This is a genomic window from Lysinibacillus sp. A1 (assembly GCF_000801965.1).
Taxonomy (GTDB): Bacteria; Bacillota; Bacilli; order Bacillales_A; family Planococcaceae; genus Lysinibacillus; species Lysinibacillus fusiformis.
Window position 1 is genome coordinate 18,412 of sequence record NZ_JSZM01000025.1, and the last position, 26,151, is coordinate 44,562.

Below are 26,151 nucleotides of genomic sequence, written 5' to 3' on the forward strand. Positions count from 1 at the left end.
ATAAATTAGTTAACGGAGTTAGTAGGTAAATTGCACTTTTTTTCATACCATATTGTAACTCCTTTTCTTAAGTAAATATTAAATCAATTACACATCCAGGTAAAGCTAATGGGGGAAAGAAAGGGGAATTGCCATGACTTTATATTTTGATCATCTGGTACATCAAGTAGAATCACCGGAAAATATAAAGGTTTTCTTCAATAAACGAAATGTCCATACAGTGAACGGTGGTCAACACACAATGTGGGGGACTTACAATACACTAAGTTATTTTGGCTTAAGCTATATTGAACAAATCGCTATTTATGATCGTGATTTATTTGAGCAAGCAGCCCTGTACCCATATTCCCTACATTATACGTTTAAACGTGATCATGAGCGCCAAGGATTTTCACGAATTGCCTTACGCACCAAAAATATTGAAGACGAGGGTCAACGATTGCGTGCATTGGGCTATGAAGTATATGGTCCCGATGCTTGTAGCCGCACAAGACCGGACGGCACGATAATCGAATGGAAGCTATTGCATTTTGGCAGACCCGGCCTTTCAGTGGATTTTCCATTCTTAATTGAATGGGCAGATGGAGATGAGGAGCGTTTGTCTCAATTAAAGGCTAGTGGCGCGATTGATGAAAAACAAGCCATTACAATGGAATCCATTCAGTTTTTTGTCAAGGATGTGATGGAAACGGTGCAGCTTTGGCAGAAGGTATTGCAACTACCCGAGTTTGAGCAGCATGAGCAGTTTATGTCTCTACAGCTACCGAATATGCGCTTGGATTTTTATGAGGAAGCCTCAGCATCTAGCATGACGCTCGGTCATTTAAAAGAAGGGCCAATCGGTGTTACATTGAAGGATCCACACCGAACAAAGGAAACATTAGTGTGTCCAGGTGCTTTTTATTGGATTAATAGATAAATTAAAAATCCACTTCAATCGTTGAAGTGGATTTTTATGTGCAAACATGCAAAAAGTGGATTGAGCCATTTTCAAATACTTCATCCACTTACTATATCCTATCTTATAATTTTACAACATTTGATGCTTGCGGGCCGCGATTGCCTTCCACAACATCAAATGAAACCTTTTGACCTTCTTCAAGTGTACGGAAGCCTTCCTCCTGGATGCCCGTAAAATGTACAAATACATCTTCTCCATCATCACATTCAATAAAGCCATAACCCTTTTCATTATTGAACCACTTTACGATCCCATGTTGCATAAGCATTCGCCTCCAATGCGCTTGAAAGTAAAATAAAGTTAAAGAAGTCGTGCTATCAATGAGAAAATGTGAAAAAATTGCATTTTCTCTTAGAACATACATGAATTGAACAAAAATGTCAATTGATTGTCGGAATGCTAGCATATCTGACTTTCTTTTTTTTCACAATTAAGACTATAATGGAAATGAACAACATAGAAAGTAGGATGCCAAATGACAACGAAAAATCAACCATTAACAGATTTAGAAATCGCGAGTCAAGCAGTGATCAAACCTATTACGGAAATTGCCAATGCTGCAGGTATTCCAGAGGATGCGCTTGAGCAGTATGGCCGCTACAAAGCGAAGATTGACCCATTAAAAATTACAGCTCAAGGTGAGGACGCAAAGGTTGTATTAGTGTCAGCTATTAGTCCAACCCCAGCAGGTGAAGGGAAGTCGACTGTGACTGTAGGACTAGCTGATGCCCTTCATCAATTAAATAAGAAAGTGATGGTAGCTTTACGTGAACCATCTCTTGGTCCAGTAATGGGCGTAAAAGGTGGCGCAACAGGCGGAGGCTATGCACAGGTAGTACCAATGGAGGATATTAACTTACACTTCACTGGTGACCTTCATGCGATAACAACAGCCAATAATGCTTTATCAGCTTTTATTGATAATCATATCCACCAAGGGAATGTCTTAAACATTGATCCACGACGTATTATTTGGAAACGTGTGATGGACTTGAATGATCGTTCATTACGGAAAGTGATTGTAGGATTAGGAGGGCCTGTTCAAGGCATGCCACGTGAAGACGGCTTTGATATTACGGTTGCCTCCGAAATTATGGCAGTGTTCTGTTTAGCAACAAGCATTGAGGATTTACGCGAGCGCATCGCTAGCATTGTAATTGGCTACACATTTGAGCGCGAGCCTGTTTTTGTGCGTGATTTACAGGTAGAGGGTGCCTTAACATTATTATTGAAGGATGCCTTTAAGCCAAACTTAGTACAAACATTAGAAGGGACACCAGCTATTATACATGGGGGTCCATTTGCTAATATTGCCCATGGCTGTAATTCCATTATGGCGACACAAACTGCTCGTAAGCTAGCTGATATTGTGGTGACAGAAGCGGGCTTCGGCTCTGATTTAGGTGCTGAAAAGTTCATGAACATTAAAGCTCGTAAAGCAGGCTTTAAGCCAAGTGCCGTTGTGATCGTAGCAACGATTCGTGCACTAAAAATGCATGGTGGTGTTCCAAAAACATCACTTGTCGGTGAAAATGTGGAAGCCCTGCTCCAAGGGATTGAAAATTTAGCTAAACACGTCGATACGGTACGTACATTTGGTGTTGAACCGATTATTGCATTAAATCGTTTCATTACAGACACAGAGGCAGAGCTAGAGGCCGTTCTAAACTGGTGCCAAGAAAATCATGTACGTATTGCCCGAACAAATGTCTGGGAAGAGGGCGGTAAAGGTGGAGTTGCCTTAGCTGAACAAGTACTAGCTGTGTTGGAAGAAGAAAACAACTTCTCACCATTATACGATGTAACAGAGTCCATTGAAGAAAAAGTGCGTACCATTGTACAAAAGGTATATGGTGGAAAAGATGTTCAATTCACTGACCAAGCTAAAAAACAAATGGCTCAAATCGAAAAATTCGGCTGGGATTCTCTACCGATTTGCATGGCGAAAACGCAATACTCTTTATCCGATCAACCTAGCTTACTTGGACGTCCAGAAGGCTTCACGGTCACAATTCGTGAGGTGATTCCAAAGCTTGGTGCTGGTTTCTTAGTTTGTCTGACAGGCGATATTATGACAATGCCAGGACTACCGAAAGCTCCTGCAGCCTTACGCATGAATGTCGATAATGACGGACATGCGGTAGGATTGTTCTAAATAAATGTTGAAAAGCTGCCCTTTAAAAGAGGTGCAGCTTCTTTTTTTATTTATTAGCTGATAAAAGCCTAGTCATTTTAACATCTCCTTCCTCAAATACCACTAAAAAGGATTTTGATACCTTCCTTCTATACTTGATAACCTGTCGAAACATTCATCATCGCCATTTTTTTTAGAAAATTTACGATTCTAGTTGAAAAACTAGGATTTTTTTCATGCGATTAAAAACTCGAGAAGCTTCCTTATATAAATGTGTTTGGTATTTTTTATCAATAGTTCTCTGTTATTGGAAGGAAAAAGCGGATTTTTACAAAGAGAAGCAATTGTCAAATGAATTTTTATTTAAAAAATACATTGAATTTTCTTTTTCTTTTAAATATAATTTACTTAATTCTAATTCGGAACACTGTTCCGATTATAGGAACACGGAGGGATGGAGTCTTGAAAATCGCAACAGATATTGGCGGTACTTTTACCGACCTAGTTTATACAGATGAGAAAGGAAATCTTCATTTTGACAAAGGGCATACGACGCCAGGGCATTTTGAGGATGGGATATTAAACGTATTAGGACGACATGTAACAGAGGATTCTCTCATTGAATCGTTTATCCATGGTTCTACGGTAATTATTAATACATTAACAGAGAGAAAAGGTGGCGTAGTCGGATTAATTACAACAAAAGGCTTCCGTGATATTTTAGAAATTGCACGTGGTAACCGACCCGACTTATATAATTTTAAATATAAAAAGCCAGAGCCATTTGTAGAGCGTTATTTACGACAAGAAATCGATGAGCGCATTGATTTTAAAGGAAATATTATGAAAGCGCTTAATAGGGACGAGGTTGGAGAGATTGTCCATCAATTTAAGGAATCAGGTGTAGAGGCAATTGCCATTTCATTGATTCATGGCTATAAAAACCCTATTCACGAGCAGCAATTAAAAGAAGAAATATTAAAAATTTGGCCCGAGGTGTATATTACACTTTCAAGCGAAACGATTAAGGAATATCGTGAATATGAAAGAACAAATACAACGGTTTTAAATTCATATGTGAAGCCCATTGCTCACGCTTATTTAAAAAGCTTAAAAGAAAAATTGAGCACAGTTGGTATTACGGATCATTTAAAAATTATGCAATCAAATGGTGGGACAACAAGCTTTGATAAAGCGATGGAGTTACCAATCAATCTAGTAGAGTCTGGCCCTGTAGCAGGAATGTTTGGGGCAGCAAAATTAGGTGAGCTACTAAATGAGTCCAATATTATTGCCTTTGATGTGGGTGGTACGACAGCGAAATGCTCACTTATTACAGATGGCAAAGTAAACGTTACGACAGATTACTATATTGAAAAAAATGAAAAATTTGCTGGCTATCCAATTAAAACTCCAGTTGTAGATATTGTTGAAATCGGCAATGGCGGGGGCTCTATCGCTCGTGTGGATCAGTTCGGTTCCTTAAAGGTTGGTCCGGATTCTGCTGGGGCAAACCCAGGTCCAGTAGCCTATGGGCTAGGCAATACACAGCCAACGATTACGGATGCTAATGTTTATTTAGGAAGATTATCATTAGCAAACTTCGATAATCCAGTTTCTATCGACAAAGTAGAGGAGGCACTTGTTGAAGCGATTGCGAAACCGTTTAATGTTTCAGCGGAAGAAGCAGCGCAAGGTATTTTAGATATTGCGAATTCCAATATGTTAAATGCGTTGAAGCTCATTTCCATTCGCAAAGGCTATGATCCAGAAGACTTTACAATGGTTGCCTTTGGCGGCGGTGGTCCACTCCACGCTATTAATTTAGCAGAGGAATTAGGCATGAAAAAGGTCATTATACCTTATGGGTCCTCTGTCTTTTCAGCATTAGGAATGATGATGACAGAATATCGACAAGACTATATCCAAACAAGTTTAATGGGCTTTGATCACACGCATCTTGCGGAAATTCAAGCGAATATTGATCAAGCTATTGAAAGTGCCTATGCTGACGCACCTTTATCGAAAGAGCATTATTATTTCGAAATTAATTATGATTTACGTTATAAAGGCCAAGAGCATGCAGTCAAATTGAACGCATCGAATATCACGATTGATGATGAAGGGCTTCTTCAATTGGCTGAAGCGTTCCATGTAAAGCATAAACAAGAATTTTCATTCGATTTACCAACTACTCCAATTGAATTAGTAAATCTACACATTACCATCTATGGAAAAGATGAGGCTGTTCAATTTAAAGAATTAGATTTCTCTCATATTGATGTGTCAACATGTATCAAAACAAAGCGCAACTTATATGTGAAAGAAAAGGGTTGGGTTGAAGTCAATGTTTATGACCAGCAAAAGCTTGCTCCTGAATATGTCATTGCAGGTCCTGCTATCGTTGAAAACCCAACATCTACAGTCGTGATCAATGAAAAGCAATCCATAGAAATTGATAAATATGGCAATTTGATTGTAGAGATGGAGGGGAAATAAATCATGAAAAAAGACGTTTTTGCTGTAGAGATTATTCAGGATTCATTGCTAGCCATAGGGGATGAAATGTTTGTCGCTCTAGCTCGCTCTTCTATGAGTCCCGTCATCTATGAAGTATTAGACTATGCCTGTGGTTTAACAGATGCACAGGGTAACTTAATTAGCCAAGGAAATGGTGTTACAAGCTTTATTGGTATGCTAAGTCCAATGGTGCAGCGAGTCATTGAAAAATTCGATCATGGCCAAAATTTACATGAGGGCGATGTCATTATTATTAATGACCCGTATGTAGGGGGAGGCTCGCATTTATCCGATGTTGGCTTAGTGCTTCCGATTTTTTATAATGGTGAAATCATTGCTTACTCTGCCAATAAAGCACACTGGACAGAAGTTGGGGGCATGGACCCTGGTTCATTTACAAGTAATTCTAATGAAATCTATCAGGAAGGTCTACAACTGCCAGGTGTTAAACTTTATCATAAAGGTGAATTGAACGAAGCCATTTATGAGATTATCTCGACGAATGTTCGTTTACCAGAGCTATCTATCGGCGATATGTTTGCACAAGTAGCTGCTTTAAAAACAGGCGAAAAGCGAATTACAGAGCTTTGCCAGAAGTTTGGTGCTGAATCGGTGAAATTGTCCATTCAAAAACTATTGGACAAGGGTGAGAAAATTGTAGAGCTAGAGCTTCAGCATTTGCCAAAAGGTGAGTTTTACGCGGAGGACTTTATTGAGGGAGATCCATTAAAGGGTGGACCATACCCGATTAAAGTGAAAGTAACGATTAGTAATGAAGAATTTATTTGTGATTTTAGAGGCTCCCACCCAGCGGTGAATGTGCCGGTAAACTGTTCTAAATTTGGTTTAATGGCAAGTGTGCGTGTAATGTTCCTAGCATTACTAGGTGATATTGATGTCATTAATGAGGGAGTCTTTAAACGTTTAACTATTTTAACGGATGAAAATTCAATCGTCTCGGCTAAACGCCCACATCCAGTATCCATGAACTTTGAGGCACGTATTGGGGCAGCAGATTTAATTTGGAAAGCACTTGCGTCACATTTACCAGAAAGATTATCAGCAGGACACTTACAATCCGTTTGTACATTTATTCTGACAGGTAAAAATCCTGAAAATGATGAGTCATTCCTTATCGTTGAACCATCTGTTGGTGGTTGGGGAGCATCGAATGATGAAGATGGTCAAAGCGGGCAATATTGTATGGGAGATGGTGAAACTTATAATCTACCTGTGGAAATTGCCGAAACAAAATATGGCATTCAAATTGATGAGTATAGCTTAAACTGTGACGGTGCAGGTACAGGCCAATTTAGAGGTGGCTTAGGTGTACGTCGTGTATATACAATCAATAATGATGGTCAAAAGGTTTCAGTCAACTTAGGGAGACACCAATTCGCTCCATTTGGTTTAAGTGGAGGAGGCGAAGGGTCTCATAACTATTTAATCGTTCATAAAAAGGATGGCTCCACAATTGGACCAGTTGGCGTACTAGCCAATTATGAATTGCAAAAAGGCGATCGCATTGAGCTAGTTACGGCAACAGGTGGTGGCTATGGTAATCCACTTGAAAGAAGTCAAGAGGCTATTGAGCGTGATGTGTTAAATGAATATATTTCTGTAGAAGTAGCAAAAAAGCATTACGGTTATTAAAACGCTTAAAGGGAGAAATGAATGACTGTCAAGACATTAAAAAACTCATTAGATATACTAGAGTGTTTTGCGACGACAGAAAATGCAATAGGTGTTCGTGAAATTTCGCGCATGATGAAAATGCCGACAAGTGTCGTACAAAGAGCCATTAATACATTTACAGAAACGGGTTATTTAATTCAGGATGAAGGCACGAAAAAGTATAAATTAGGCTACAAAATGTTCCTTTTTTATGATGTGCTCTCACATACAATGGACCCACACTCGACTATTTATGAATTAATGCAAAATCTTGCAAGTGAAATAAACGAATCGGTGTTTCTCACTTATATGGACAATGAATATGGTGTCACAACAAAAATTGCCGAAAGTAATAAAAATGTAAAGTATGCGGTGTCTTTAGGAACAAAGACACCCCTTTACATCGGTGCTTCCTGTAAAGTCATGTTCGCCTTTTTAGAAGAAGATAGACAGCTTGAATTAATAGCATTTTTTCAAAGCAAGCAATCGAAAGAGGAGCATAATGAATTTCTTGAGACATTAAGGGAAGAGCTACAAAGTATACGCCAAAATAAATGGTGTGTAACCGTTGGAGAATACAATGAACACGCTTTTGGTATCAGTGTACCGTTATTCAACTATAAAAAAGAAATTATCGCATCTCTTACAATTTCTGGATTAGTATACGATATAGATGATCAAAGGGAGAAATATATGCTTGACCAGTTAGTGAAAGTAGTTCATCAGATACAATCGCATATTTCAAAACTATAACAGCAATAGGGGAGCTGACAGTATGAATAATAAAGTATTACACCCACGGGCTTTGGAGCCTGTAACGCTACTAATGATTGTTTTAACATCAGTCGTTGGGGCCATTATCGGGATACAGCTGATTACGACTTTGGGGATTTCTGCCAATACATCAATCGTTGGGGCAATATTTGCGATGATTTTAGGAAGAATTCCAATTGGCAAACTAATTGCATTTAAATCGGTGCATAGACAAAATATTATTCAAACGGCCATTTCATCAGCTACTTTTAGTGCAGCGAGTAGCTTAATGTTGCCAATTGGTATTCCATACGTTTTAGGCTATGAAAATTTAGTATTACCGTTGTTTATCGGTGTTATTTTAGCGATGTTTGTGGATGCTTTATTATTATATAAATTTTTCGATACAAAAATTTTCCCAGCAGCAGGTACTTGGCCACCAGGGATTGCGACAGCTGAAGCAATTAAAGCTGGCGATAAAGGCGGTAAAAATGCCAAAGTATTAGTTGGTGGTGTATTAATCGGTATCGTGGGATCTGTTCTTAAAATTCCAATGTCAGCTTTTGGGGTAGCGTTTATCGGTAATATTTGGGCGCTTACGATGTTTGGGATTGGGCTTTTACTAAGAGGCTATTCGGTTCAATTATTTAATATTGATTTAAATGCTTATTATATTCCACATGGCATTATGATTGGTGCCGGTATCGTGGCTCTATTCCAAGTAGCATTCACCCTATTAGGGAAACGCGCTGCTAAAAAGTCAGAAGAGTTAAGCTATTCAAAAGATACGAAAGAAATTCGCCGAGGGTTCGGTGTTGGGTTTATTGCCTATTTAGCGATTGCCTTATTAATTGCAGTTTTAGGCGGTATTATTACACATATGTCATTTGGAATGTTAATAGGTTTCATCCTCTTTGCAACTATCGCAGCATTTGTCCATGAGCTGATCGTTGGTATTGCGGCAATGCATGCTGGATGGTTCCCAGCGTTTGCAGTGGCATTTATTACACTGATTGTTGGTATTTTAATAGGCTTCCCTGCACCAGCTCTTGCTTTGTTAGCAGGTTACAGTGCAGCTACAGGGGTAGCATTTGCGGATATGGGTTATGATTTGAAAACTGGTTTTATTCTTCGTGGAAACGGTAGTGATCCAGCACTAGAAAAAGAAGGGCGTAAACAGCAAATGATCGCTGGTATGATTGCCTTCTCTATTTCTGCAATTGTTGTTTTACTATCCTACAAATCCTATTTTGCACAAGATTTAGTAGCACCTGTTAACCATGTTTATGCGGCAACTATTCAATCTGGTGTTACAGGGGATGTAGCGAAACAACTAATGATTTGGGCAATTCCAGGTGCATTGATCCAATTGATTGGTGGCTCGAAACGACAAATGGGTATTCTTTTTGCTACAGGTTTATTACTGATCAATCCGATTGCTGGATGGGCGGTATTAGCAGGTATCTTACTTCGTGTTATTTTCACATACGTGACGAAAGGTAAGAGAGAATCTGAAATGACTGTCTTTGCAGCAGGTGTTATTGCTGGGGATGCTTTATACAGCTTCTTCTCTTCTATTCTAAAAATAGGGAAATAGAAAGGAGTAATGCTCGATGGCAAAAGTATTAACGTATGAGGATGGGATTGCTGCTGTTTATGGAGGTGCAATCCTTGGCGGAGGCGGAGGTGGCCTCCTAGAGGAAGGGCTCAAACTGGTGGAGGAAATTTTTGCAGCTGGGGAACCTGAATTAGTCGATCTGACAGAATTAGATGGCGAAGATTTAGTGGCTTGCGTCGCAATGGTAGGCGCACCTTCAGCAGCCGATCAATATATTTCGAACGAGCAGCTTTGCTGGAGCTATCTCAATATGAACACACATACCAATCACCGTCTAAAAGGCATCATTACCAATGAAAATGGTGCCATCACAACGATTAATGGCTGGCTGCAGTCAGTTTTATTAAAGGTGCCTGTCGTGGATGCTCCTTGTAATGGGCGGGCACATCCAACGGGAATTATGGGTTCCTTAAATCTTCATGAACAGCAAGACTATCAATCAGTGCAATTTTACGCAGGTGGCAAAGATGACTTTGCGGTCCAAGGGTTTGTGGAAGGCCCACTACAAAACACGGCTAAAACGGCACGACAAGCGTCTATTCTAGCAGGAGGGTTAGTAGGTGTGACGAGGAATCCTGTGACGATAGATTATTTACAGAAACATGGGGCACCGAATGCCATTACAATGGCTATTGAGCTTGGCTATCGTTTCCTCAATGGACAAACCTTTGACGATAAATTGACCCATATTTTACAGCAATTGAATGGGGTGCATATCGTAACGGGGAAGGTCCAACATTATTCATTAACGAAGGAAAATGGCTTTGACGTAGGGAAATTATCCGTTGGCGATTACGATTTGACTTTCTGGAATGAATACATGACGTTATCGAAAGAAGGACAGCTACAATCGAAATTTCCAGATCTTATCATGACATTTGATACGGAAAAGATGCTGCCAGTTCCAAGTGCGAGCATAAAAGAAGGCATGCATGTGGCGGTCATCCATGTTGATCAATCTCAATTAAAATTAAGTTCAACGATGCAAAATCAAGAACTATTAAAAGAAATTGATGAGGTCATCAAGGCCGTGTTGTAGGATCTACAAGTTAACTAGCAAATAACATAATAAAAGCTGCCATCATCTACATGACTGTAAGATGGGCAGCTTTTATTCGTCCTTCAGCGGGAAGGTATTACATTTTATCACGATCGTTCCTACTTCCATTATAACTTCTAACAATTTGGCTTACATGAATCTTCATTATTTATACGACTCATTCACGTGGTTCTATAAACTGGAAGTCATCATCGTGTACGATTTTCATTAAAGGGAGGAGCTACGTTCATACAACTTGAAGAAGGTAACAACCAATAACGAAAAACAATTACACATGGCTTCCATTTAATAATAACCTTTTGGTCGTAAAAACAACTAACTTGTTGTTCACAATTTTCGGCTGTACATCATGCTATGCGGGTTAAACAAAGAATTTCTAAGGGAAAGTGTTCACTTTTATTTGTTTGATGATTGGTTTTCTTTACTTATGTCATCTTGCAAACATACTATTCAATTGTAAGCCCGCTGAAGTTGATATTCATTCTGTCAAACACATAGCTGTTTGTACATAGCTGAAAAATATGAGGTACAGAACAAATTGTTTGTTCTGCACGTTTATCATATAATATTCTGAAAAATTAGTCAATTGAAAAGGTGTTGATTTTTTATTTTTCGTAGGGGCTATAAATACAGTATAATCGTGTAGGAAGGGAATGAGTTTGAACTATGGATTATTTAATGAGTAAAGTACGTGAAATTTATGAACAGTTTGACGCTAGCCATGATTTCCAACATATTGAGCGTGTCTATCAAAATGCACTAGCGATTTTACATACAGAGCCAGCAGCAGATGCTGAAGTTGTTAAAATTGCAGTGCTGTTGCATGATGTGAGCGACAAAAAGTATACCGATAGTAAGGAACAGGAGGAACAGTTTATTGCAGAGCTCCCTGTTAGCGAGGAAAAAAAGCAACATATTCGAAATTGTATTGCACAAGTATCGTTTAATGGTGGAAATGAGCTAGAGGCTACATCCTTGGAAGCGAAAATCGTTCGCGATGCAGACCGTTTAGATGCAATTGGAGCTATTGGCATCGCACGAACATTTGCATATGGTGGTGCGAAAGACCGCAAGCTTTATGATAAGGATGAAGAAGCACGCACAAATATGTCGGAATCAGAATATCGTCAAAAAAATACGTCATCTGTCACTCACTTTTACGAAAAGCTATTGCTTCTAAAGGATTTAATGGTAACGGAAAAGGGCAAGCAAATGGCACTTGAACGTCATCAATTTATGGAAAGCTTTTTACAGCAATTACAACATGAAATAGGTCAATAGCATAAAGCACCGCCCTCAATGGAAGGGTGGTGCTTTATGTGATAGTGGGCTATTTCTTTCGTAGTACTAAAAATGTGAAAAGTATGTTCAGCCCTATAAAATAAAAATACCCGAAGGCAAGTAATAATGTATCCTTTATATGGGATACCTCCACATGGTCGATCAAAACAGCTTTAGAAAACTGTATCAACATTATACCGCAACCTAAAGATAAGAGATTGAACAATGTAAATAAAAATTTCCCCTTCATTACACTGCGATTGTTCATATTATTTTCTTTTATAAATACAAAATTTGCGAGGTATAGAAATAAATTAATAACAACAGCTAATTCCATCTAGTTGCTCCTGATATGTAATAGTTGGATATGGTTGACATAAGCATTTTATTGTTACTGAAAGTTTCTTTTGATGAAACCTGCAGTACTTGCATATTGGGCGATTTCATAGTCGGTAAATCGTAATGAATCGTCGGAACTCTCTTCTATAAAGCTATATTCAATACTTGCCTTTGGTTGAATTGTCTTTTCAAAGAGAGTAAAAATGGACACGAAATCTTCCTCGAGGTATCTATTTGCTTGTGTTAAAGTATGGTCCTTAAAATAAATTTGGACAAATATATTCGTACATTCACCCTTTTGATTCATTTCTCTACAATTGAACCAACTATCGCCTTTGCCACTGGGAGAGTCAAATGTAAAACGGTCATTTTCGACTTTTTCTTTTTTGGATGCCCATTTTTTATTTTCATAATAACTAGCAACTGTCGCATTTGACTTCTTCATATAGAAGAGTAGCTCTTCTTTTGTATGTACGTTCTCTATACTCTTTACATCAAAGCTAAGGACAGTGCTTTCACTAACTTCCTTCATATCAGTGACGTTCACATCGTCAATAGTAGCCCCACTCTGTTTGATGAGCTTTTGTAATGCAAAAAAACGATCTAAGTCTGCTTCCTCAAAATGCGCAATATCTAATGCAGTAGGGGAATAAAGATTAGCCGATATACTATTTTCAGAGACGAAAAGTAAGTTATCCTCTTTCGAAGCAACAAAGCCAAGCTTTTCTATTTCTGGCATGACCTTTTTTAATTGATGAAGTTCACGATCAGCTTCTAGCATTCTAGCATAATTGTCCGTTAAACTACCTTCATGATCAATAATGACAGATAATGTTAGATCCTCATGATCTTTTGGATAGACCACATATTCTTGATCTGATGGAAAACCATTCGTAAGTCCTTTATTTTTTATGACACTATCCATGTCATATTTGTCTTTCATATAGGTTGTCACGCGCCGATCATCATTTTGAGTAAAAAAATATAGAAATATGGCGACGACAAATATAATCGGTAGCATGACAATAAACTTGGAAATTTTCATCATTTTGCTCCTTTTTATTAGCTTGGAATATTATGTTACACTACTGTATTAGACTTCTCAAATGGTAATTTGTACTAATTCACTACCGCTATTGAACAATAAATTCATCAAAAGAGGCAAGCTGCTGATTGAGCAGGACTAGAACAAAACATCATCAAACTATCCGTGTATTGACAGAAGAACGGGAACACCATTAGGACAAATTGTTGATAGTTTGTTGTTCTTTGTTTACCTATCAATTGATGTTATGATGAATAGTGGATATCAATAATCGTCTACATAAAAGTAGTGTGGGCATGAACAATACCTAACATGAAAGAGATGGAATCGTGGAATGAGTCATTTAATTGTACAAAATTTAACAAAAACCGTGGGCGATAAAACGCTTTTTGAAAATATTGAATTTACTATTTATGAGGGTGAGCGAGCAGGCCTAATCGGTATTAATGGTACGGGGAAATCAACCCTGTTATCAATCTTAGCAGAGGATATCGAAGCGGATACCCTCACAATGGATCGCCCCAATAAATACCGTGTCGCCTATTTACCACAGGAACCGACATTCCAATTAGGAGAAACGGTTTTACAAGCAGTCTTTGCGGGTGACTCACCGGTTTTACAACTGAATCGTCAATATGAGGAAACAGTTGCTGAACTAGCAGTAAATCCAACATCTGAAAGTTTGCAAAAGACTTTATTTGGCTTGCAGCAGCGTATGGATGAAGAGCAGGCATGGGATGTCAACGCGCTTGCAAAAACAGCCTTAACAAAGCTTGGCATTGAAACATTTGATAAAGAAGTGCTAACGCTCTCAGGCGGCCAGCAAAAACGAGTAGCATTGGCTAAAGTATTAATTGAACCAGCAGATCTCTACCTATTAGATGAGCCGACCAACCATTTGGATGTGCAAGCAACAGAGTGGCTTCAAGAGATGGTGCTCCGACTCAAGGGCGCAGTTATTTTTATTACCCATGATCGTTATTTCTTAGATGAATTATCGACACATATTTACGAGCTAGCCGATCAAACCCTGTATCGTCATACAGGAAATTATGGTGATTTTTTAGAGGCCCGCGCCATCCGTGAGGAAATGAAGGCGGCTTCTGCTCAGAAGGATCGCAACCGTTATCGTTCAGAGTTGAAATGGATTCGTCGCGGTGCGAAGGCACGCTCCACTAAACAAAAAGCGCGTATCCAACGCTTTGAAAAGTTAGAGGATAATTTAGAGCGTAAATCAGAGGACGTTTCATTGGAAATGGGACTAGCTACAACACGTTTAGGGCGTAAAGTGCTAGAGGCTGAAAGTATTTCGAAAGCATTTGGCCAGCAAAAGATTTTAGATAACTTTTCATTTTTACTCCAGCAAGGGGACCGTATTGGCATAATCGGCGCGAATGGTGTAGGAAAATCTACTTTGTTGAACATGCTAGCAGGAGAGCTTTCACCTGACCAAGGAGAAATTCTTGTTGGATCAACAGTAAAGCTAGCTCATTTCAAGCAAACTTTACCGAAAATGAATGAAAATGAGCGTATGATTGAATATATACGTGAGGCTTCGAATGATATTACAGATGCAGAGGGTGTCCGCTATTCTGCGGCTCAAATGCTAGAAAGATTTTTATTTCCATTACATGCTCACGGTACACCCATTGGTAAATTATCAGGCGGTGAGCGCAAGCGCCTTCATTTATTACGTTTACTAATGGAGCAGCCTAATGTTTTATTATTGGACGAGCCAACCAATGATTTAGATATTGAAACATTGGGCGTGCTAGAGGATTTCATTGAGCATTTCCCTGGCGTAGTCATCACGATTTCACATGACCGTTTTTTCCTAGACCGCATTGCGAAAAAGCTATGGATCTTGGATGGAAAAGGGCAGGTAGAGGAAACGCTGGATCTGTATAGTGAGTATTTGGAGAAGCGTGAGCATACTCCTGCTACTGCAAAAGCTGAGGCACCGAAAGCTGAAAAGCCGAAGTCCGAAAAACCAAAATCCGATAAGAAAAAGCTATCGTTTAAAGAGCAAAAAGAATGGGAAACGATTGCAGATGATATTGAAAAAACAGAAACAGCTATTATGGAGACTGAAGAGGGAATCGCTAATGCTGGTTCAGATTTTACAAAACTACAGGAATTAACAGCTCAGCTTGATGAGCTCAATGCACAGTATGAACATCTGATTGAAAGATGGTCTTATTTAGATGAAATAGTTAATGGATAAGGAGCGATAGACATGAAGATTATTACAATTGAACCGACACCAAGTCCCAATTCTATGAAGATTGTTGTTGATACAGAGCTACCGTTCGGGAAAAGCTATAATTTTACAAAGGATAATAAAGATGAAGCCACTGGTGAAGCAGCAGCTATTTTAGCTATTGAAGGGATAAAGGGCGTTTATCATGTAGCTGATTTCTTTGCGGTGGAGCGTAATGCCAAATATGCATGGGAAGGTATTTTAGCAAGTATCCGTCAAGTATTAGGTGAAGACGTTGAAACGCAAGATGAAACAATAGTAGCTAACGAGTTTTACGGGGAAGTTTATGTCCATGTACAGTTTTATAAGCAAGTACCACTACAAGTAAAAGTGTTTGATAACCAACGTGAACATCGTGTGAGCTGTGGTGAACGATTTGTAGATGCGTTTAATCAAATTATTGAATCAGCAGTAGATGAAAACTATATTTTCCAGCGTAAATGGATTGATTATGGTGTGCGCTATGGCGAACTAGAAGAAATTGCAGAAGCGGTCAAACAGGAAATTGATGTCACATATTCTGTAGAACGGTTAGAAGAAATTGTTGCTGCGATTAATAATGACGATGAAAAAACTATCGTTCCATCAAATAAGCTGAAAATAACGGTGGAGCAGTTCCAACAACCGGAATGGGAGAAACGCTTCCAGTTATTAGACCAAATGGCTGATCCAGAGCTGGATGATTTACCTCTTTTAGATGTAGCTTTACAGGATGAGCAAATGTCGATTCGTCGTCTAGCAACGGTATATTTAGGGATGGTTGAAGATGTTACGGTTGTTCCGTATTTAGAAAGAGCCCTTCAGGATAAAAATGCCGCCGTGCGACGTACAGCTGGCGACTGCATGAGCGACCTTGGCTTTGTAGAATTTGAAAGCGCCATGCAGCAAGCCTTACAAGATAAGAACAAATTGGTACGCTGGCGTGCAGCAATGTATTTATATGAGGTTGGTACAGAACAATCATTACCAGTATTAAAAGCGGCCGCAGATGATAAAGAATTTGAAGTGAAGCTACAAGTGAAAATGGCGATTGCCCGTATTGAGCAAGGTGAAGAGGCAAAGGGCTCCGTTTGGAAGCAAATGACTGAATCTCGCCAACAATAGTTATGTAAGAAAAAACCAGCAGCCGCTGGTTTTTTTATTTTGTGGTGAGAGTTTTATTCTAAGGAAATGAAGTCACTCAATATCCTCGCTAATCACACATACTTCCTCTTCGAATTATCAAAAATTAGTGTAAAGTAGAAAAAAATGTTGTTTTTTAGCGATTTATTGCTAAACAAAAAGTTAAGGTCATTCTATGAATCATTAACATATTGTCTAGTTTCATAGAGAAGGGTCAATGTTAAAATAACATAAATTCAGAATATTCCCTAAAATAGGAGGTCCTTTGCATGACAGTAACTAGTTTAAAAACAACCAAATCGTATGTGCGAGATCGGGAGGCGGTCATCGCGTTAACACAAAAGCTAGTACGAATTGAAAGCGTTTACCGTGAGAATGATCCAAAGGGTAATGAAGAAGAGGTGGCACACGTTGTTGCGGCGTATTTACGGGATATTGGCATTGAGACGCATGTAGAGGAAGTTGTGCCTGGACGACCGAATGTTATTGGTATTATTGATTCGGGCAAGCCTGGGAAAACATTACTTTTTGAGGGGCATACAGATGTTGTGACGGAGGGTAATCGTGATGCATGGGCATACGATCCGTTTGGAGCAGAGATTGTTGAAGGGCGTATGTATGGCAGGGGAACAAATGATACGAAGGGCAATCTTGCTTGTATGATTACTGCCTGTCAATCATTACTACTAGATCAGGAAGAATTTACAGGCAAGATTATTTTATGTATCCCTTGCGATGAAGAGGGGCTCATGCTAGGTATAAAACATTTTATTAAAAACGGCTGGGCAGACGGAGTAGATGGGGCTATTATTTGCGAGCCACAGGAAAACAATGTATGTATTGCACAGCGTGGGGCCATTCGTTTACAGGTTGATATTTTCGGTAAGATGGCACATGGCGCGATCTCGTGGAGTGGCATTAATCCAAACTGGCGTATGGCACGGTTGATTGTAGAGCTGGAGAAACTAGAAAAAGAGGAGCAGGCTCGGTTAGGCCGTGACCCGATGCTGAATTGGCCATCTATTACGCCAACGATATTACGTGCGCCTGTTAAAGGAGATGCACAAATCAATGTCATTCCTGATCACTGTATGACGACGCTTGATATTCGTACGGTTCCTGCCCAAGATCATGATGAATTACTAGGAAAAATCGATGCAATTATTAAACGGTTACAGGCAGATGATCCAGATTTTAATGTGGAACTAACGATTCTTGATAATCGACCTGCTACAGCAACGGCTAAGGAGGAAGCTGTTGTACAGGCCATATACGAGGCCGTGGCAGAGGTGACAGAAAAGGAACCTAAATATAACGGTGTTCCTGGTGCAACAGATGGTACGTTTCTTCACGTCCATGGTATTCCAATTGTGACGGTTGGTGCAGGAGATCGCGAAATTCCTCATCAAATCAATGAATATGTAGATATTGAAGAATTGGCAGAGACAACAGCTATTTATCGTTTAGCGGCATTAAAATTTTTGGCTGGTGATGCACAATGACAACAATAAAAATGGCGGTTATACCAGGGGATGGCATTGGGAAAGAAGTGATGCAGGAAGCATTAAAGGTTGTAAAATGTGTGCAAGAACGGGATTCATCCCTACAAATTACAACGACGGTTTTTCCGTGGAGCTCTGATTATTATTTAGCGCACGGTCGTATGATGCCAGAGGATGCACTGGAGACACTACAAAAATATGATGCGATATTATTTGGAGCGATTGGTGATGCTCGCGTACCAGATGATGTCACGGTATGGGAACTCATTATGCCGATTCGGAAAAATTTCCAGCAGTATGTGAATTTCCGTCCTATTAAGTCATTGCCAGGGATTTCCTCACCTCTGGCTGGAGGGAACGAAATTGATTTTGTTATTTTCCGTGAAAATGCTGAGGGGGAATATTCGGATAGTGGGGGTCGACTATATCAACAGCAGCCTCAAGAAATGACGATTCAAAATACGATTATGACGCGTATGGGGATTGAAAAAATTGTTCGAGCAGCCTGTGAATATGCTCAACAGCATGGGAAAACCAAGCTGACAAGTGCGACAAAATCTAATGCGATTATTCACTCCATGAAATTTTGGGATGAGCATACAAGAAAAACAGTGACACAAATTGCACCAGAACTACAGCTTGAAGCCATTTATATCGATGCATTAGTCGCTTATTTTGTCGAACGACCACAGGAATTTGAAGTCGTTGTAGCTTCCAATTTATTTGGCGATATTTTATCTGATTTAGGCTCTGCTATTGTTGGTGGGCTAGGCTTGTCCCCTTCTGCCAACTTAAATCCAGAGAAGACATTTCCATCTATGTTTGAGCCTGTGCATGGTTCAGCCCCAGATATAGCAGGCAAGGGTATTGCTAATCCAATTGCTCAAATATGGTCGCTCGCCTTACTGCTAGGACATCAAGGTAGAAAGGATTTAGAACATTTGATTGTCCAAGCTATTAGGAAAGTGCTAGAAGAAGGCGTCGTGAAAACAGCAGATATTGGTGGACAAGCAACAACGGCGCAAATGGGCGATGCGATTTGTCAGGAAATCATTCATATGACTTTAACAGCAGGGGGTGTATAGTATGACAACGGAGCCAAAGGTGATTGTTGTGACAGGTGCAGGTGGCGGAATGGGAAAAGCCATTATGGAAGAGCAGCTTAAGCAAGGTAATCTGGTCATAGGGCTTGATTTATCTGTTAAGGCGCTGTCCGATTTAACACATGATTCCCTGCAATGCTTTGAAGTCAATGTATTGCAGGAGGAGCGAGTGAATGACATCTTCCAGCAAATTGTTGATAAGTACGGGAGAATTGATGGGCTTGTCAATGCACTTGGAATTGCACAGGCAGCAACGCCAGTTGAACAAGTAACGATGGACGAGTGGAATCGCTTAATGGATGTCAATGTAAAAAGTTTATTTATTACAGCAAAAGCTGTTGTCCCCTTTATGAAAAAACAGCAAAAGGGGTCTATTGTTACGATTGCTTCCATATCAGCAGTTCGCCCTAGGCCTGGCTTACAAGCCTATATTGCATCGAAGGGTGCAGCGGAAAGTTTTACGAGAGGGCTAGCGATTGAGCTGGCACCAAACCAAATTCGTGTTAATACGATTCATCCTGGACCTGCCGATACACAAATGCTCGGGCAATTTGCCGCACAGGGCGCCGATGTTGAGCAAACAAAGCAAAGTGTGTTTGTGCAATCTGTCCCATTAGGACGATTGGTTAAGCCATCTGATATAGCAGGAGCCGTTAGTTATTTATTGTCTGATGCAGCTAGCATGGTCACTGGGACAACCTTACATGTAGATGGTGGTCGTGGATTATAGGAGGGGTACGATGAAAAATATTCCTATGTTGATTAATGGGGAATGGATTTATGGTGATGCAGAAGCATTGCTAGATGTGGGCAATCCATCAACGGGAGAAATCATTGCGCAAATTAGTAATGCCAGTCTAGCACATGTAGAAGAAGCGGTGCGATCAGCACGGAGAGCCTTTGAAAGTGATGAATGGCGTCAATGGAAGGCTTTTGAACGAGGCCAGTTATTAATCGACTTCGCTCATTATATTCGTCAGCATGCCGAGGAATGGAGTCTCCTAGAATGCCGGGACGTAGGTAAACCTTTAACGCAAGCAAGGGCAGATATTGAAGCGGCGGCTCGGTATTTTGAATTTTACGGTGGAGCGGCTGATAAGGTGATGGGGGATACGATTCCAATTGAGGATGGCCTATTGAATGCAGTAGTGCTCGAACCTGTTGGTATTACTGTACATATCGTGCCATGGAACTATCCAATTCAAATTACAGCACGAAGTGTCGCTGCAGCCATTGCTACAGGCAATGCAGTTATTGTGAAAAGTGCGGAAGATACGCCACTAACAACACATGCTATCACGGAGTGGCTTTCAGAAAAACTGCCAAAAGGGATCTTTCAACATATTACGGGCTTAGGACGAGATGTGGGTCCGTATTTAACATCACATCCTGATATTAATCATATTACCTTTACGGGGTCCGTTCCTACTGGGGTTGCAGTGATGAAGGCGGCAGCGGAAAATGTTGTCCCTGTAACATTAGAGCTTGGCGGAAAATCACCCAATATTGTTTTTGCGGATGCCAATTTAGAGCAAGCATTGGAGGGCGTAGTACGGGCTATTATTCAAAATTCAGGGCAAACATGTTCGGCTGGTGCTCGACTACTCATTGAAGAAAGTATAAAGGATACATTTCTCCCGCAATTAGTACAAAAATTTCAAGCGATACAGGTGGGGCCAGGTGAGGCGGACATGGATATGGGTCCGTTGCTCAATGAACGCCAGTATACAAAAATTACTACATTATTACAGCAAGCAAAGAAAGATGGCTATGTCATCACTGGTGGTGAGCCATTGACGATGGAAGGCTATGAAAATGGCTTCTATGTGCAGCCAACTATACTAGATGGTGTACAGCCGAATGATCCTTTAGCGCAGGAGGAAATTTTTGGACCCGTGCTGACGGTTTTAACATTTACGAGCGTGGAGGAAGCCATTACTCTTGCCAATAGCACAGATTATGGCTTAGTAGCGGGTGTTTGGTCACAGAATATTGATACAGCCCATTATGTGGCGAGTCGTGTGCAAGCAGGACAAGTATTTATTAATAATTATGGGGCAGCAGGTGGTATTCAAATGCCGTTCGGAGGCTATAAAAAAAGTGGGATTGGTCGAGAGAAGGGCTTTGTTGCTCTGCGGAACTATACGCAAATGAAAAATATTGCCATACGCTATGCACCACCTATTCAACGCTGACAGGGAGGGACGCCTATGGAACATGCAAAAGATAAACAAGTGCTCTTGGAGGTCAATCAATTATCGATCCGATTCCATTTGAAGAATGGCAAAGAGGCAAAAGTGGTAGACGATGTGAACTTTACTATCCATAAAGGAGAAACGGTTGCATTAGTGGGAGAATCGGGCAGTGGCAAAAGTATTACCTCCTTAGCAATTATGCGTTTACTGCCAATCCCTCCTGGGGAAATTACAGCAGGAACTATCAACTTAAACGGCAAAAATCTATTAGCCTATAAAAATAAAGAAATGAGCCATATTCGTGGCAATGAAATTAGTATGATTTTTCAAGAGCCTATGACTTCATTAGATCCGGTATTTACGATCGGCAATCAAATGATCGAAGGCATTCGTAGACATCAAAAGGTTTCAAAAAAAGATGCTTGGCAAAAAGCATTACAATTATTAAAGGAAGTGGGGATTGCCAACGCGGAGAAGGTAATTGCCGAATATCCTCACCAATTATCAGGGGGGATGAGGCAACGTGTCATGATTGCCATTGCGATGTCAAATAATCCCCAGCTATTAATTGCGGATGAGCCGACTACAGCATTGGATGTAACCGTACAGGCACAAATTTTAAAGCTGATGATGAAAATGAAGGAAGAACATCAATCAGCGATTTTATTCATTACTCATGATATGAGTGTTGTCGCAGAAACAGCGGACCGTGTCATGGTTATGTATGCGGGGCAAATAGTGGAGGAAGCTCCTGTAAGAGAGCTTTTTTTAAATCCTCAGCACCCTTATACGACAGCGCTGCTCAAAACAATGCCGAGTCTTGAAACAGAGGTGAAAAGACTGCCATCTATTCCTGGCACTGTGCCACCCGCATATGCATTACCAGAAGGTTGTCGCTTTGCACCACGATGCCCGCATGCTATGGCGCAATGCCATCAGGATAGTCCGACCATACACTATATTCAAGAGACACATAAAGTGCGCTGTCATTTATTCACAGAGAAGGGGGAGCTGGCACATGACGGAGAAAGAAGTTTTGCTGGAAATTAATCATTTAAAAGCTTACTTTCCTGTGAAGCGCAAGTCTATGAAAGAAGAGAAAAAGATGGTCAAAGCGGTCGATGATATTTCCATTGAAATTTATCGGGGAGAGACGCTAGGCATTGTAGGCGAATCTGGCTCAGGAAAATCTACATTTGGACGAACGATTTTGAAGCTCGTTGAACCAACAGCCGGAGAAGTATTATATAAAGGACAACCGATCCAGCATTTAAAGGGCAATAAGCTTCAATCTTATCGCAATCAAATGCAAATGATTTTTCAAGACCCCTTTGCCTCACTAAATCCTAGAATGCGCATTGGAGCGATTATTGAGGAACCGATGAAATTACAATTAACATTGACGAAGGAACAGCGAAAAGAGCGCGTGAAGGAATTGCTACAAAAGGTTGGACTTCCTGAGGATGCCATGCAAAAATTTCCTCATGAATTTTCAGGAGGTCAGCGACAAAGGATTGGGATTGCAAGAGCTCTTGCCATTCACCCTGAATTTATTATTGCGGATGAACCAGTATCGGCATTGGATGTGTCTGTGCAATCACAAGTCCTTAACTTAATGATGGATTTACAGGATGAATTTCAGTTAACTTATTTATTCATTTCCCACGATTTAAGCGTTGTGAAGCATATAAGTGATCGTGTGGCGGTGTTGTACTTAGGACGGGTTGTGGAAATAGGAACGAAAAAGGAGCTATACGCTCATCCATTACATCCTTATACACAAGCGCTGCTATCTGCTATTCCAGTGGTCAATTTTGATGAGTCAAAACAAGAAGTACTTTTACAAGGTGAACTACCTAGCCCGATTAATCCACCCATTGGCTGTGTTTTTCATACGCGTTGTCCACATGTCATGGAAAGGTGTCGGCAGGAGAGGCCTAAGCTTCAGGAGGAAAATGCAAATCAGCGAGTTGCTTGCTTTTTATATGATTAATAATCAGAATATTTAATTTATTTTAGAGTGGAGGTGTTGATATGTTTGGCAATATTACCGATGTTCCAGGTATCAAGGTGGGGCATCGTGAAAACGAAGAGGGGATTACAGGCTGTACGGCTCTATTAATGGAAGGCGGGGCAGTGTGTGGGGTAGATGTTCGAGGGTCTGCACCAGGTACTCGTGAAACGGATGCATTAGATCCCATCAATGAAATTGATCGTGTGCATGGTATTTGTCTGTCAGGGGGCAGTGCCTTTGGATTAGATGCTGCTACAGGAGTCATGCAATTTTTAGAGGAGCGAGGGATTGGGGTTGATGCAGGTGTTGCCAAAATTCCGATTGTGCCAAGTGCGGTCCTCTTTGACTTATTTATTGGCGATCCTCAAGCTAGACCTACAGCACTAATGGGCTATGAAGCGGCCCAAGCGGCCCAAGTAGGTTCATTTCAAAATGGCAATATTGGCGCGGGCTATGGGGCGACGGTAGGTAAACTGGCAGGACCAGACTTTGCCATGAAGGGTGGACTTGGCAGTGCATCTATTGCGGGCAAGGATGGGCTTATTGCTGGGGCTATTGTGGCTGTTAACGCAGTAGGTGATGTCAAGAATCCTAATACACGGCAAATTTTAGCGGGAGCGAGAAATCCTCAAACAGGACAGTGGCTGGATTGCTGTGCCTATCTCGAAGAGCATGCACAATCAGAGGCACTTGCTGGCACGAATACAACCATTGGCGTAGTAGCGTTGAATGCAAAATTAACGAAGGCAGAAGCAAAAAAGATTGCCCAGCTTACGCAAAACGCTCTTGCCCGAACGATTTATCCTGTCCATACGATGCTTGATGGCGATACTATTTTTGTGCTAGGTACAGGAGAGCAGACATTTGCGCTAGATTATTTGGGACATTTAGCGACTAAGGTGATGGAGGAAGCTATTCTTGCTGGTATTCAAGCGGCAGAGAAGTTGGCAGGGGTGGAAAGCTATACAAGCATTCAAAAGATAAGCACTTAGGAGAAAAGGGGGAACGACAATGAATTTGAAAAACGGTGGGGTAATACTCTTAATGTTCATGATGGTATTTATCATAAGTGCATGTTCTAGTGATGGAGAGAAAGTTTCAACGAGCTCTAATAGCTCTGATGGACAAACTACAGCAGATGTGCCACAGGAAATTGTAGTGCGTGTAAATGATGATCCCGATTTTTTAGATCCACATAAGGCAACGGCTTCCATTTCGTATCAGATGATTATGAATTTATTTGAAGGACTAATGGCGCCAGAAACAAATGGTTCTTTAAAAGAAGGACTTGCAGAGAGCTATGAAGTTTCAGAGGATGGTTTAACGTATACATTCAAAATTCGCCAAGGTGTGAAATTCCATAATGGTGATGACTTAACGATGGACGATATTCAATATTCCTTTGATCGTTTAATGGGGAAAAACGGTGGGGAAAAAATGTCCAATAACTTCGATAACGTGGCATCAACTGAGGCACCAGATGCCAGCACATTTGTGATTAAGTTAAAGGAGCCTAATTCTAACTTCCTGTATTCATTAACGGCAAGACAATCAGCTATTATACCTAAAAGTAATGATGGGAAGCATAATGAGAATCCAATCGGAACAGGTCCTTTTGCCTTTGTGAAATACGCGCCAGGGACAAATTTAGAACTTAAGAAAAATGATCACTACTGGCAGGAAGGCTTACCTTATTTGAATAAAGTTACGTTTACCTTCCAATCGGATGATCAAGCAGCGATTATGAGCTTGATGGCAAATGAGGTTGATTTAACAAGTGTGCCATGGCATCGTGTGAGTGAGGTTGAAGGAGGCTACAATTTAACGCATCAAAATAATAACTCTTCTTTAATCATCACATTTAATGAAACAAAGGCACCATTCGATAACGTAAAAGTTAGACAGGCTATTAACTACGCGATTAGTAAATCCGATATTATTGATTCGGTATTTGCGGGCTATGCTGTCCCACTTGGTTCTAATATGAGTCCAGCGATGGGCGATTTCCAAAAGAAGGGCTTAGAAAGCATGTATGAACGCGATGTAGAAAAAGCGAAGGCATTATTGGCAGAGGCTGGTTATCCGGATGGCTTCAAAACAAAAATTACGGTATCTTCCCACAATGATATGTATTCGAATATAGCGCAAATTGCAGTTGCAAATTTGCAAGAGATTGGCATTGATGTAGAGATTGAGGTGGTGGAGTGGGGTATTTGGCTAGACCGTGTTTATTTTGGTCGTGACTATGAAATGACAACGATTGATTTAACAGGTCGTGCATCAGCCTACGAGGTGTTAAATGATTATATTTCTACAAATGATAGTGAAAACTTCTTCCTATTTAAAAATGACGAGTATGACAAAATTATGACGGATGTGCTAAAGGAAACAGATCAAGCCAAACAAATTGAGTACTACCATCGAGCACAGGAAATCTTAGCTGAGCAGGCTACTGCGGTTTATATTGCTGATTATCAAATTGTTTGGGGTGCTGACAAACAAGTGACGGGGCTTAAGAGCTATCCATTCTGGTTCCATGATATGTCAGAGGTTCAATTTTCAAACTAGAA

Annotated in this window: 20 protein-coding genes; 18 read left to right on the forward strand and 2 right to left on the reverse strand. The window is 40.3% G+C overall.

What is annotated here, in order from left to right:
- Window positions 1–133: 133 nt before the first annotated feature.
- Window positions 134–919, forward strand: a complete 786-nt coding sequence (locus PI85_RS18560; RefSeq protein WP_036124965.1) for a VOC family protein — start codon at window positions 134–136, stop codon at window positions 917–919.
- 103 nt (window positions 920–1,022) lie between these two features.
- Here PI85_RS18560 and PI85_RS18565 read toward each other — a convergent pair whose 3' ends face one another.
- Window positions 1,023–1,223, reverse strand: a complete 201-nt coding sequence (locus PI85_RS18565) for a cold-shock protein (protein ID WP_008180199.1) — start codon at window positions 1,221–1,223, stop codon at window positions 1,023–1,025.
- Window positions 1,224–1,436: 213 nt separating this feature from the next.
- Between PI85_RS18565 and PI85_RS18570 the strand changes: the two genes are divergently transcribed.
- From PI85_RS18570 to PI85_RS18600, 7 genes are all read left to right on the forward strand, one after another.
- Complete coding sequence (locus PI85_RS18570; RefSeq protein WP_008180201.1) at window positions 1,437–3,116, forward strand: formate--tetrahydrofolate ligase; 1,680 nt, start codon at window positions 1,437–1,439, stop codon at window positions 3,114–3,116.
- Between the two features lie 441 nt (window positions 3,117–3,557).
- Window positions 3,558–5,594, forward strand: a complete 2,037-nt coding sequence (locus PI85_RS18575; RefSeq protein WP_036124967.1) for a hydantoinase/oxoprolinase family protein — start codon at window positions 3,558–3,560, stop codon at window positions 5,592–5,594.
- A gap of 3 nt (window positions 5,595–5,597) precedes the next feature.
- Window positions 5,598–7,268, forward strand: coding sequence for a hydantoinase B/oxoprolinase family protein (locus PI85_RS18580; RefSeq protein ID WP_036124968.1), 1,671 nt, complete (start codon window positions 5,598–5,600; stop codon window positions 7,266–7,268).
- Between the two features lie 21 nt (window positions 7,269–7,289).
- Entirely contained in the window at window positions 7,290–8,042 is a 753-nt protein-coding gene (locus PI85_RS18585; protein WP_036124970.1) for an IclR family transcriptional regulator, read from the forward strand.
- A gap of 22 nt (window positions 8,043–8,064) precedes the next feature.
- Window positions 8,065–9,639, forward strand: a complete 1,575-nt coding sequence (locus PI85_RS18590) for an OPT/YSL family transporter (RefSeq protein WP_036124973.1) — start codon at window positions 8,065–8,067, stop codon at window positions 9,637–9,639.
- 16 nt (window positions 9,640–9,655) lie between these two features.
- On the forward strand, window positions 9,656–10,699 hold the full coding sequence (locus tag PI85_RS18595; protein ID WP_036124977.1) for a DUF917 family protein: 1,044 nt from the start codon (window positions 9,656–9,658) through the stop codon (window positions 10,697–10,699).
- A gap of 687 nt (window positions 10,700–11,386) precedes the next feature.
- Complete coding sequence (locus PI85_RS18600; RefSeq protein ID WP_082011590.1) at window positions 11,387–12,001, forward strand: HD domain-containing protein; 615 nt, start codon at window positions 11,387–11,389, stop codon at window positions 11,999–12,001.
- Between the two features lie 391 nt (window positions 12,002–12,392).
- Here the strand turns inward: PI85_RS18600 and PI85_RS18610 are convergent, their stop codons facing one another.
- Window positions 12,393–13,385, reverse strand: a complete 993-nt coding sequence (locus PI85_RS18610; RefSeq protein ID WP_036124982.1) for a hypothetical protein — start codon at window positions 13,383–13,385, stop codon at window positions 12,393–12,395.
- A gap of 334 nt (window positions 13,386–13,719) precedes the next feature.
- On the opposite strand from PI85_RS18610, the gene PI85_RS18615 reads away from it, so the two are divergent.
- The 10 genes from PI85_RS18615 to PI85_RS18660 all read left to right on the forward strand — a co-directional run bounded on the left by PI85_RS18615 (window position 13,720) and on the right by PI85_RS18660 (window position 26,149).
- The gene (locus PI85_RS18615; RefSeq protein ID WP_036124983.1) at window positions 13,720–15,609 is read left to right on the forward strand and encodes an ABC-F family ATP-binding cassette domain-containing protein; all 1,890 of its coding nucleotides are present in this window, start codon (window positions 13,720–13,722) and stop codon (window positions 15,607–15,609) included.
- A gap of 12 nt (window positions 15,610–15,621) precedes the next feature.
- On the forward strand, window positions 15,622–16,749 hold the full coding sequence (locus PI85_RS18620) for a conserved virulence factor C family protein (protein WP_036124986.1): 1,128 nt from the start codon (window positions 15,622–15,624) through the stop codon (window positions 16,747–16,749).
- 287 nt (window positions 16,750–17,036) lie between these two features.
- Window positions 17,037–18,269, forward strand: coding sequence for a M20 family metallopeptidase (locus tag PI85_RS18625; RefSeq protein WP_036124988.1), 1,233 nt, complete (start codon window positions 17,037–17,039; stop codon window positions 18,267–18,269).
- Entirely contained in the window at window positions 18,266–19,354 is a 1,089-nt protein-coding gene (locus tag PI85_RS18630; RefSeq protein WP_036124990.1) for a tartrate dehydrogenase, read from the forward strand. Before PI85_RS18625 ends, PI85_RS18630 begins: the two co-directional genes overlap by 4 nt.
- 1 nt (window position 19,355) lies before the next feature.
- A complete protein-coding gene (locus PI85_RS18635; protein WP_036124991.1) occupies window positions 19,356–20,102 on the forward strand; it encodes an SDR family NAD(P)-dependent oxidoreductase in 747 nt (248 codons plus the stop codon).
- A 10-nt stretch (window positions 20,103–20,112) separates the two neighbouring features.
- Window positions 20,113–21,567 carry an aldehyde dehydrogenase family protein gene (locus PI85_RS18640; RefSeq protein WP_036124993.1) on the forward strand — a complete coding sequence of 485 codons (1,455 nt, stop codon included), beginning with the start codon at window positions 20,113–20,115 and terminating at the stop codon, window positions 21,565–21,567.
- A 15-nt stretch (window positions 21,568–21,582) separates the two neighbouring features.
- The gene (locus PI85_RS18645) at window positions 21,583–22,617 is read left to right on the forward strand and encodes an ABC transporter ATP-binding protein (RefSeq protein ID WP_036124995.1); all 1,035 of its coding nucleotides are present in this window, start codon (window positions 21,583–21,585) and stop codon (window positions 22,615–22,617) included.
- The gene (locus tag PI85_RS18650) at window positions 22,586–23,560 is read left to right on the forward strand and encodes an ABC transporter ATP-binding protein (protein WP_036124996.1); all 975 of its coding nucleotides are present in this window, start codon (window positions 22,586–22,588) and stop codon (window positions 23,558–23,560) included. Before PI85_RS18645 ends, PI85_RS18650 begins: the two co-directional genes overlap by 32 nt.
- 41 nt (window positions 23,561–23,601) lie before the next feature.
- Window positions 23,602–24,573: a P1 family peptidase gene (locus tag PI85_RS18655; RefSeq protein WP_036124998.1), complete on the forward strand. Its 972-nt coding sequence runs from the start codon at window positions 23,602–23,604 to the stop codon at window positions 24,571–24,573.
- Between the two features lie 19 nt (window positions 24,574–24,592).
- On the forward strand, window positions 24,593–26,149 hold the full coding sequence (locus PI85_RS18660; protein ID WP_036124999.1) for an ABC transporter substrate-binding protein: 1,557 nt from the start codon (window positions 24,593–24,595) through the stop codon (window positions 26,147–26,149).
- The last annotated feature ends 2 nt before the right edge of the window (window positions 26,150–26,151 follow it).

Excerpts from the sequence above, each read along its gene's own strand:
- PI85_RS18565 (WP_008180199.1), bottom strand. The coding sequence starts at position 1,223 with ATGCAACATGGGATCGTAAAGTGGTTCAATAATGAAAAGGGTTATGGC.
- PI85_RS18585 (WP_036124970.1), top strand. The coding sequence starts at position 7,290 with ATGACTGTCAAGACATTAAAAAACTCATTAGATATACTAGAGTGTTTT.
- PI85_RS18560 (WP_036124965.1), top strand. The coding sequence starts at position 134 with ATGACTTTATATTTTGATCATCTGGTACATCAAGTAGAATCACCGGAA.
- PI85_RS18570 (WP_008180201.1), top strand. The coding sequence starts at position 1,437 with ATGACAACGAAAAATCAACCATTAACAGATTTAGAAATCGCGAGTCAA.
- PI85_RS18620 (WP_036124986.1), top strand. The coding sequence starts at position 15,622 with ATGAAGATTATTACAATTGAACCGACACCAAGTCCCAATTCTATGAAG.
- PI85_RS18595 (WP_036124977.1), top strand. The coding sequence starts at position 9,656 with ATGGCAAAAGTATTAACGTATGAGGATGGGATTGCTGCTGTTTATGGA.
- PI85_RS18635 (WP_036124991.1), top strand. The coding sequence starts at position 19,356 with ATGACAACGGAGCCAAAGGTGATTGTTGTGACAGGTGCAGGTGGCGGA.
- PI85_RS18660 (WP_036124999.1), top strand. The coding sequence starts at position 24,593 with ATGAATTTGAAAAACGGTGGGGTAATACTCTTAATGTTCATGATGGTA.
- PI85_RS18630 (WP_036124990.1), top strand. The coding sequence starts at position 18,266 with ATGACAACAATAAAAATGGCGGTTATACCAGGGGATGGCATTGGGAAA.
- PI85_RS18615 (WP_036124983.1), top strand. The coding sequence starts at position 13,720 with ATGAGTCATTTAATTGTACAAAATTTAACAAAAACCGTGGGCGATAAA.
- PI85_RS18600 (WP_082011590.1), top strand. The coding sequence starts at position 11,387 with ATGGATTATTTAATGAGTAAAGTACGTGAAATTTATGAACAGTTTGAC.
- PI85_RS18650 (WP_036124996.1), top strand. The coding sequence starts at position 22,586 with ATGACGGAGAAAGAAGTTTTGCTGGAAATTAATCATTTAAAAGCTTAC.
- PI85_RS18640 (WP_036124993.1), top strand. The coding sequence starts at position 20,113 with ATGAAAAATATTCCTATGTTGATTAATGGGGAATGGATTTATGGTGAT.
- PI85_RS18590 (WP_036124973.1), top strand. The coding sequence starts at position 8,065 with ATGAATAATAAAGTATTACACCCACGGGCTTTGGAGCCTGTAACGCTA.
- PI85_RS18610 (WP_036124982.1), bottom strand. The coding sequence starts at position 13,385 with ATGAAAATTTCCAAGTTTATTGTCATGCTACCGATTATATTTGTCGTC.
- PI85_RS18655 (WP_036124998.1), top strand. The coding sequence starts at position 23,602 with ATGTTTGGCAATATTACCGATGTTCCAGGTATCAAGGTGGGGCATCGT.
- PI85_RS18645 (WP_036124995.1), top strand. The coding sequence starts at position 21,583 with ATGGAACATGCAAAAGATAAACAAGTGCTCTTGGAGGTCAATCAATTA.
- PI85_RS18580 (WP_036124968.1), top strand. The coding sequence starts at position 5,598 with ATGAAAAAAGACGTTTTTGCTGTAGAGATTATTCAGGATTCATTGCTA.
- PI85_RS18625 (WP_036124988.1), top strand. The coding sequence starts at position 17,037 with ATGACAGTAACTAGTTTAAAAACAACCAAATCGTATGTGCGAGATCGG.